Source organism: Psychrobacter sp. FME13, from assembly GCF_014861395.1.
Lineage (GTDB): Bacteria > Pseudomonadota > Gammaproteobacteria > Pseudomonadales > Moraxellaceae > Psychrobacter.
In genome coordinates this window covers 1-8473 of record NZ_RRYV01000137.1, presented here as the reverse complement: position 1 = coordinate 8473, position 8473 = coordinate 1, and the positions used below count along the sequence as shown (strand labels likewise).

The 8473-nt window shown below is 42.4% G+C and carries 10 protein-coding genes; 2 read left to right on the top strand and 8 right to left on the bottom strand.

Annotated features, from left to right (window positions below):
* Window positions 1-120, bottom strand: a 120-nt coding sequence (locus EI164_RS12825) for an IS1 family transposase (RefSeq protein WP_192520340.1), incomplete at its 3' end; no start/stop codon positions are given.
* A gap of 111 nt (window positions 121-231) precedes the next feature.
* Between EI164_RS12825 and EI164_RS12820 the strand changes: the two genes are divergently transcribed.
* Both EI164_RS12820 and EI164_RS12815 read left to right on the top strand, forming a co-directional pair.
* Window positions 232-1227: a biotin--[acetyl-CoA-carboxylase] ligase gene (locus tag EI164_RS12820; RefSeq protein WP_192520339.1), complete on the top strand. Its 996-nt coding sequence runs from the start codon at window positions 232-234 to the stop codon at window positions 1225-1227.
* A gap of 32 nt (window positions 1228-1259) precedes the next feature.
* Window positions 1260-1982 (top strand): pantothenate kinase, encoded by a 723-nt coding sequence (locus EI164_RS12815; protein ID WP_192520338.1) that lies wholly within the window; start codon window positions 1260-1262, stop codon window positions 1980-1982.
* A gap of 102 nt (window positions 1983-2084) precedes the next feature.
* On the opposite strand, the gene EI164_RS12810 is transcribed toward EI164_RS12815, so the two are convergent.
* The 7 genes from EI164_RS12810 to EI164_RS12780 form a co-directional block, all read right to left on the bottom strand.
* Entirely contained in the window at window positions 2085-2552 is a 468-nt protein-coding gene (locus tag EI164_RS12810) for an energy transducer TonB (RefSeq protein ID WP_192520337.1), read from the bottom strand.
* A 134-nt stretch (window positions 2553-2686) separates the two neighbouring features.
* The gene (locus EI164_RS12805) at window positions 2687-3196 is read right to left on the bottom strand and encodes an energy transducer TonB (protein WP_192520336.1); all 510 of its coding nucleotides are present in this window, start codon (window positions 3194-3196) and stop codon (window positions 2687-2689) included.
* Window positions 3197-3335: 139 nt separating this feature from the next.
* Window positions 3336-4559, bottom strand: a complete 1224-nt coding sequence (locus EI164_RS12800) for an FAD-dependent oxidoreductase (protein ID WP_192520335.1) — start codon at window positions 4557-4559, stop codon at window positions 3336-3338.
* 185 nt (window positions 4560-4744) lie between these two features.
* Window positions 4745-5476: an amino acid ABC transporter ATP-binding protein gene (locus tag EI164_RS12795; RefSeq protein ID WP_225739285.1), complete on the bottom strand. Its 732-nt coding sequence runs from the start codon at window positions 5474-5476 to the stop codon at window positions 4745-4747.
* Between the two features lie 174 nt (window positions 5477-5650).
* Window positions 5651-6322 (bottom strand): ABC transporter permease subunit, encoded by a 672-nt coding sequence (locus tag EI164_RS12790; protein ID WP_192520334.1) that lies wholly within the window; start codon window positions 6320-6322, stop codon window positions 5651-5653.
* A complete protein-coding gene (locus EI164_RS12785; protein WP_192520333.1) occupies window positions 6319-7065 on the bottom strand; it encodes an amino acid ABC transporter permease in 747 nt (248 codons plus the stop codon). The genes EI164_RS12790 and EI164_RS12785 overlap by 4 nt, the downstream gene beginning before the upstream one ends.
* Window positions 7066-7162: 97 nt before the next feature.
* Window positions 7163-8134 carry a glutamate/aspartate ABC transporter substrate-binding protein gene (locus tag EI164_RS12780; protein ID WP_192520332.1) on the bottom strand — a complete coding sequence of 324 codons (972 nt, stop codon included), beginning with the start codon at window positions 8132-8134 and terminating at the stop codon, window positions 7163-7165.
* Window positions 8135-8473: the final 339 nt, after the last annotated feature.

The following is an 8473-nucleotide window of genomic DNA, read 5'->3' as shown; positions in this document are numbered from 1 at the left end:
AATAAATTGTCGTTTGCAGTCCTTGCATTGGTAGTTCTGCTTGCCATAGCTTTTTTTGCCGTTTTTCTTTAAACTGGGACTGTGACAGTCGGGGCAGCTGATATCTATTTGTGTCTTCATAACCTCAAATATATCATCTTGCTTTGGCTGTCACCCTCCTTTTATCTCCTCAGCATACTTTCTGATACACCACCCAAAGATTATCTTAGCTAACCTAAATAGAATAAACTTATGCCGATATCTAACCAGCCATTTAACGCTTCATCAAAGTCACTACGACTTAATCATTCGCCTATGCTAAATCATCGTCATATCGTGAGTAGCGCCTCTACCAATAGTGAGCTGATAGACGCCATACAAGACGGTACATTAGATGCGACCGAGATGCACTTATTAACGGCTGAGACCCAAAGCGCTGGTCGTGGGCAACACGGACGCTCATGGCAGTCACCACCTGGCAATGCTTACCTGTCTCTCTACCATCCTGTGCACTTGCCCGTTAGCGGACTGCTGTCATTAATCATCGGTGTTGAACTGGCACAAATGCCCGTTATCCAAATACTAAATGAGCAGTTGCTAGTACAAGGACTCACACCTATCGGCGTAAAATGGGCAAATGATCTGGGCTTTTACCAGAGCAAACATCGACCTCAAGGCCAGTCTACTTTAGGTAACACGAATGTGCATAATACGACATTAGACAACCAGACGCTGCCATTTCATAAACTCGCAGGCATTCTGATCGAACCTGTATCGCAAGCAGGCAAGCTGGTTGGGGTGGTCATAGGTGTGGGACTCAATGTACGAGCGACACCAAAGCTCACAGCACAAACCGCTGAAGGCATGAGTTATCAAGCGATTAGCTTACAAGATATTGCTGAGACGCTACAGCCAAAAATACAAACCGACTATATAACAGACTTACGTGAACTCTATCAGCAAATGAGTCAGGCACTAATGAGCGCCATGACGTGCTTTGAGTACCTAAGTATAGAAAAATCAACGGGCCATAGTTATTATCTGGATAGGTTTTTAAAGCAGTTTGACTCGATGGATGCATTGCGCGAGCTGCGATTACGGGTAACCCAAGAGCATAACGGTCAAACAAATATACTTACAGGCTACGCTTGTGGTATCGATACACATGGATGTTTGCAATTGCGCCAAGATAGCGGTAAGATTTCTGCTCTTTTTACTGGACGCATTGACGTTATTCAAACGGCTTAATCGTTTAATCAACGAGTACTAAAGGGAATTTTATGCTCTGGCTTGATCTTGGAAATACCCGCCTAAAATACTGGCTCACCGATGATATCGGTCAGATAGTCACACATGATGCAAAACAACATCTGCAAGCACCCGCCGAATTACTGATGGGTCTGACAGATCGCTTTGAGCGTTTTGCCCCTGATTTTATTGGTATCTCATCGGTACTAGGTGACGAGCTAAATGTTAAGGTAGCGGAGACTTTAAGCCGTCTAAATATTCCGTTTAAATTTGTCAACGTTGATGCAGCACATCCGCTCATGAAGAGCGCCTATAATGATGAACAGCTAGGCTGTGATCGTTGGCTACAGATGCTGGGCGCGGTGGATAAGAAAAAACGCCAGTGTGTGATTGGCTGCGGTACAGCGGTGACGATTGATTTGATCGATCATGCTGAGCACTTAGGTGGTTATATATTTCCTAGCATCTACCTACAACGTGAATCGTTGTTTTCTGGTACCAAGCAAATCACCATCTCTAACGGTACTTTTGATAGTGTCAGTCAAGGTATGACCACACAGGATGCGGTACATCGCGGTATACTCTTGTCAATTGTCGGTGCCATCAATGAGATTAGCCATCGTCACCCTAACTTTGAATTGATAATGACGGGTGGTGATGCAGCCATTATCGCCCAGCATGTCAATCGCCCTGTTCGCCTGCGTGATGACTTGTTGTTAAATGGTCTGGCACGATATTTTGATCATAGTAAATAGCCAGTAGCAGGTGTTATGAGCTTTCATAAGTTAGAAAAAAAGCAGTACGTCTGAGGCGTACTGCTTTTTTGGTTTAAAAACACATAAATTCTCTGTTACTACCTACGGTACTACATATCTAATAGGTAAGCTAAACCTTGCTCTTACGGCTTTCCCTTTAGTCATAAATGGCTTCATTTGACCATATTTTACCTGTTGGATAGCACTTCTATCCAAGCATGAACTACCGCTGCTTTTTTTGATTTTTACATCAGTAATTTTGCCTTGCTTATCAACCGATACATCTAACAAAATATTGAGTTTGGTGCCATTACTCATAGTATTTATACAATGAGGTTCGATTCTAAATCTAGGCATTTTCACCCAAGATACATTATTAGTAGGAACTTGAGTAACTGGCTCTGATTCAGACAAATCAATCAACTCTGCCCGTGCAGGCATCGTACTTGCTATCATCGTAAACAATGCAAACATAGTGACTAATAGGCTATTAGCACCGATAGATTTTATGTTGGTTAGTAAAGAAGAAACGGTATTAACGTCTGGCTTAGTATATAGTTTACGAGTCATAATATAAATAATCTCACACAATATTTTCATGATAATCAATTGTCTGCATCTTATGCTGTCAGCTGTTATAGAATAAAAACTGAAAAGCAGGACGTCTTAATCGACCTACTTTTTGTTATGTTCAAATACGAGAGTTACGGTGCTCTAAATGTAATTGGTATATCAACCCTACCTTCTACAGCCTTTCCTTCTCTTAAAAAAGGCTTGAAACGAGCTGATTTAAGCTCTCTAGCCACCCGTCTATCTATATTTGTTATACCACTACTCTCAATCACTTTTACATTTCTGATACTACCTTGCGTATCAACGCGCAAGGAAAAAACCATTTTGAAAAGCCTGTTTCCACAAGGCTTTAAATCGTCCCCATCGAAATAATACGCACAATTAATGAATTTATCTATAGAACTAACAGCTCGATCAAAATTTGGCGGTCTCAACCAGCTAGCATCTTGACTAGCAAACTTAATAACGGGTTCAGGACTAGACAAATCAACTAGCTCTGCCTGTGCAGGCGTTGTGCTTGCTATCATCGTAAACAATCCAAACATAGTGACTAACAGGCTATTAGCACCGATAGATTTTATGTTGGTTAGTAAGGAAGAAATGGTCTTAAAGTCTAGCTTGGTATGTAGTTTACGGATCATGATATAAGTCTTTTATTTCAGTTATTCATCAGTCATTAAAAAGTGCCACGCTATGAGAGACATAACGTAGCACATTTTTGATTTTCATGGTAAACATAATTCGATTATTACTAACTTATTATGCCACGCTATCAGTGTTTTATTTAACAGGAAACTTGATAGTGACCGCGGCAGTCATCGTATCATTGTCACCTACCAACTCCATCACCAACTCTTCATCACTCTCTGTCTTAACCTGCCAGTTGCCAGTCGCTTTTGGTACGCCTGTCACCATGACAGAGATTGCTTTATTTTTTAGGCGAATCATTGGTGGCTTATGAGCATAGCCATCATGGTCTAGGCCCAACACATCATCAGCAATAGTAGCAGCCTGCGCACGCAACGGTGCTACATAACGGCAAGGTACGCCATCGATAGACATACAATCACCAATGGCATAAATATTGGATGTATTGGTACGCAATGTTGACGCATCGACTACGATACCCGTACGACGGTCGAACTCCACACCAGCAGCAGCAGGCAATTGATCATCAACGGTCAGACCTGTACTGGCAATCACATGATCGACAATAAGTGGCTCGATTGGCTCAGCAGCACTGTTTTCTGCCGCTGATGGCAGTGCCTCATAACTGACCTGTAACTGTCCATCGCTATCTTCACTGGTGCCATCACTGATACGAGTAATAGCAGATACCTGATAACCGCCTAAAAAGTTAATGCCTTGTGACTTCACCGCTTGAGCGATACGAGCCGTCGCTTTTGGCGGTAGCATTTGTGATAGTGGCGCATCGTTTAAATCAATGAGCGTCACTTGATGACCAGCTTTTAGTAAGTCCTCTGCAATCTCCGTCCCAACCATGCCCGCACCGACGATAGCAACGTGCTGACTGCCAGTGGCTAGCTTTTCTTGTAGCTGTCCAAAGCGCTCAATATGATTGACATGCCATACCAAATCTTCTGGCAAGCTTTTGGGGAAAATAGGATGCGCACCCATAGCGAGCACCAGCTTGTCATAGCCGATCGTGGCGTAATTGGTATAAACAGGATCTGAGCGCAGTGCAGAGACAAGCTGCAACTGCTGGGTGGCAGCATCAACATCCGTTACTTGCGTATTGGCAAGCAGCTTAACATTTGCCGCTTCTGCGGCATCAATGCCAGTTGCTCTAACCAAGTCTGCTGCACTTTTCTTTTGGCTAATCGCCATGGTCAACATTGGCTTGTGGTAACGATCACCACTATCAGCGGTCACCAACGTAATCGGAATATCTTTGTCTTTTGCCCGAATGGCATCGATCACATGCCAGCCCGCCAAACCTGCACCAATAATCACGATACCATTATTTGATTGTTCTACACTCATATTAGCTCCGATATAGATAATAGATTATTTTAATTGTTAGAATATTGACCGTTATTGTATCAGTAAACAGCTATTCACTTATACAGTCAACCATATCGATATGGTAGTTAAATATATCAATCTATCGCCACAAAAAAAGCGCCTATTAATAGACGCTTGAAAGTATGAAGAAGCTAAATATAGTGTTAGTGATTGAGAATCTTTGATAAGAACTGCTGAGCACGATCACTCTTTGCTCCTTCAAAAAATTCATCTTTGCTACAGTTTTCTACGATATGACCTTCATCCATAAAGATAATACGATTGGCTACCTGACTGGCAAAACCCATTTCATGCGTCACACACATCATCGTCATACCATCACGAGTCAACTCAACCATCACATCGAGCACCTCCTGAATCATCTCAGGATCAAGCGCCGAGGTTGGCTCATCAAATAGCATCGCCACAGGATCCATCGCTAGCGCACGTGCAATCGCTACCCGCTGCTGCTGACCACCAGACAGTTCTGCCGGATACTTGGCCGCTTGCGCGGTTAGACCCACACGGTCTAGATAGGCCATGGCTTTTTGCTTGGCTTCAGATTCTTTACGTCCCAATACTTTGATTTGCGCGACTGTCAAATTATCGATAATCGTCAAATGCGGAAACAACTCAAAATGCTGAAACACCATACCTACGCGGCTGCGCAGTTTGGGCAGATTGGTCTTTGGGTCACCGACAGAGATACCATTGACCATGATGTCACCTTTTTGAAAAGGCTCAAGCCCATTGACCGTTTTGATTAAGGTCGATTTACCGCTGCCCGATGGTCCACAAACGACGACGACATCCCCTTTATGCACGTGCGCCGTACAGTCAGTCAATACTTGAAAGTCACCATACCACTTACTGACATTAGCAATTTCAACCACCATCTCGTCACTAGCATGACCACTATTGGTAACCAGTCCACCAAAGGCATTTACGTACGTATCAGCATTGCTCATTACTGGCTCCTAACCACATTATTCTTGATAATCAATATTTAAAAAGGTAAAACAAATACTAAAGCGGCACCTTAAAACTAAAAAATCTGGGGCAAAAATCTATTAGAACCGTAAACGCTTTTGAATTTGTTGTACACCAATAGAAGCACTGACACTAATCACAAAATAGACAGCGCCAGCACCTAATATATAAGGTGTGAGTAAACCCATCAACTCTCCTCGCACGTAAGCAGCACGGAAAAAATCCGTCAAACCAATCGCAAATACCAAGGTAGTATCTTGGAACAAGATAATACATTGCTGCAAAATAAGCGGCAGCATCTTGCGAAACGCTTGCGGCAAAATCACCAAGCGCATGGTCTGCCCATAAGTCATGCCTAGTGCTTTAGCAGCATTGACCTGTCCGCTACCAATGGATTGAATACCAGCACGTACCACTTCTGAAAAGTAAGCCGCCTCAAACATCATAAAGGCAACCACACAAGACGCAAACGCAGCATCTAACTGTAAATACTTACCTGCCACCCAAAAATAAATCATCGGTACCGCAAAGTAGAACCATAGCAATACCAACAGCAACGGCACTGAGCGGAAATAATTGACGTATAGCTTTGCGGGTATCTCTAACACCTTGATACCAGACAAACGCATCAATGCCAATACGGTACCCAGACTGATACCACCAAGTATCGCTAAAAACAATACTTTTAAGGTGGTGATCATACCACTCATCAAACCAGGATAAGCTGTGGCTAATTCGGTCATCATATTCATTTTTGACCTCCTGCAATCAAACCAGGCACGCGTAGTTTACGCTCAATCAAACCCATAATAGCAATCAAGGATAAGTTGAAGACCAAATAAATAATCGTTGCGTAAGTATAGATCTCGATGCTGTTTTGAGTATATTCACTGATAGTTTTGGTTTGACTAATCAGCTCCATGACACCTACTAAAGAAGCAACCGAAGCGTTTTTGAAGCAATTGGTAAGCTCAGAGCTGAGCGGTGGTAATATAATTCTAAAAGCCTGCGGTAACAGAACTTCTTTATAAACTTGAGGAATACTAAAGCCGAGTGCGTAGGCTGCATTGACCTGCCCATCAGGTAATGACTCAATACCAGTACGTACTTGCTCAACGATACGAGCCGCAGTAAATAAGCCAAGACCAATACTCGCTGATAGCATGGCTGAGGTATTGGGAGATAAATCCTTATACCACCAGTCTTGTATTGCAGGTGTGAGCCAGCCTGGGGCAATATAAAACCAAAAGAATAATTGTACAAGCAATGGAATATTACGAAAAAACGTGACATAAGCCGTACCAATAGCACGAGCGGGTTTATTGGGTAAGGTGCGCATGATGCCAAAGATGGTACCCACTACCATAGCAATAGCCCACGCAATACTACCAATTAATAACAGCCAGCCGAGACCAGTAATCATCCAATGGATATAAAGCTCGCTACCAATGCCCGTATGCTCAAAGAGCACACCCCAGTTCCAGCTATAATTCATGATTTGTCTCTCCGAATAGCAATTGAAAATCTTACGTGCCAAATGGACAATAAATTTCCATCTGAACACGTAAGCAAGCTAGGTTGAAGGACGATAACTACTGTGCCTCTACTTCTTTTGGCTGTGCGCTGTCATGCGGATTGGCAATCAATGCTTTTAGGTTGTCAGACATCTCAAAATTTAGATTGACGTTTTTTGGTGGGATTGGGTTCAAGAACCACTTGTCATAAATACTGTTAATCTCGCCCGAACTAAAGACGTTGGCCAATGCTTCATCAACCACTGCTTTGAACTCTGGATCGTCATTACGCATCATACAGCCGTAGATTTCAAACGACTGAGGCTGACCAACGATGACCCATTCATCAGGATTTTTCGCTTTGGCTTTTTCACCAGCGAGCAGTACATCATCCATCATAAAGGCATCGGCACGGCCTTGCTCTAACATCAAGAAAGCTTCACCATGATCTTTGGCAGATATGATATTGATATCCATACTATTTTCGTCATTGTACTGACGAATATAACGCTCTGAGGTCGTTCCTGCTGTAGTGACTAGCGTTTTGCCTTTTAGATCTTCAAACTCTTGGATACCAGAATCTTTTTTGGTTAATAGGCGCGTACCAATTTCAAAGAAACCATTAGAAAACGCGACTTGTTTTTGACGCTCTTCGTTATTGGTCGTTGAGCCACACTCAAAATCGACTGTGCCGTTTTGCACCAGTGGAATACGTGTTTGTGAGGTAATCAAGTTATAACGAATTTGTAGATCTGGCATATCTAGCTTTTCTTTGACAGCATCAACGACTTTCATTTCCAAATCGTGTGCATAACCAATAGGCTGATTCGGATCGTCAGCGATATAAGAGAATGGGATAGAGGAATCACGGTGACCAACAACAATAGTTCCAGAGTCTTTGATTTTTTGTAGCGTACCATTCATGCTCTCTGACGTGGCACTATCATCTGCTGGCGCATCGGTGCTGGTTTCGCTGCTATTATTACAACCTGTCAAAGCCAATGCTACCAATGCAGCTAAAGTCAACGGTTTAGAAAAGAAGTAAGTCATGAAAAACATCCTTTTATCACAAAGTTAAATGAGCGCTTGGACGACATAGGTCTGGCAATTGGCTGACCTTACTATCTCGCATCCATACGATTGTTGCTGGTATTTATCAAAATGAAACTTAAAGTTACTGTACAACAAATTTATGCTAGAAGGTAATTTTTTTTAATAAAGTCATTATTTTGTCATATCTTTACTTTCCTATAATCAAAGGCAAACACTCATCACTGCCTTGTTCGAGCAAAAGACTTTAGAGGATTATTAAAAAAATAGACATACATACAGAATTAGGACTTACGCAAAACCAGAGATATATTGCCAACCTAAAGCATAGCGTAGTAC

Bases quoted from the DNA above. Each gene is read 5' to 3' on its own strand.
- EI164_RS12800 (WP_192520335.1), bottom strand. From the start codon at position 4,559: ATGAGTGTAGAACAATCAAATAATGGTATCGTGATTATTGGTGCAGGT.
- EI164_RS12790 (WP_192520334.1), bottom strand. From the start codon at position 6,322: ATGAATATGATGACCGAATTAGCCACAGCTTATCCTGGTTTGATGAGT.
- EI164_RS12780 (WP_192520332.1), bottom strand. From the start codon at position 8,134: ATGACTTACTTCTTTTCTAAACCGTTGACTTTAGCTGCATTGGTAGCA.
- EI164_RS12785 (WP_192520333.1), bottom strand. From the start codon at position 7,065: ATGAATTATAGCTGGAACTGGGGTGTGCTCTTTGAGCATACGGGCATT.
- EI164_RS12820 (WP_192520339.1), top strand. From the start codon at position 232: ATGCCGATATCTAACCAGCCATTTAACGCTTCATCAAAGTCACTACGA.
- EI164_RS12805 (WP_192520336.1), bottom strand. From the start codon at position 3,196: ATGATCCGTAAACTACATACCAAGCTAGACTTTAAGACCATTTCTTCC.
- EI164_RS12815 (WP_192520338.1), top strand. From the start codon at position 1,260: ATGCTCTGGCTTGATCTTGGAAATACCCGCCTAAAATACTGGCTCACC.
- EI164_RS12810 (WP_192520337.1), bottom strand. From the start codon at position 2,552: ATGACTCGTAAACTATATACTAAGCCAGACGTTAATACCGTTTCTTCT.
- EI164_RS12795 (WP_225739285.1), bottom strand. From the start codon at position 5,476: ATGGTGGTTGAAATTGCTAATGTCAGTAAGTGGTATGGTGACTTTCAA.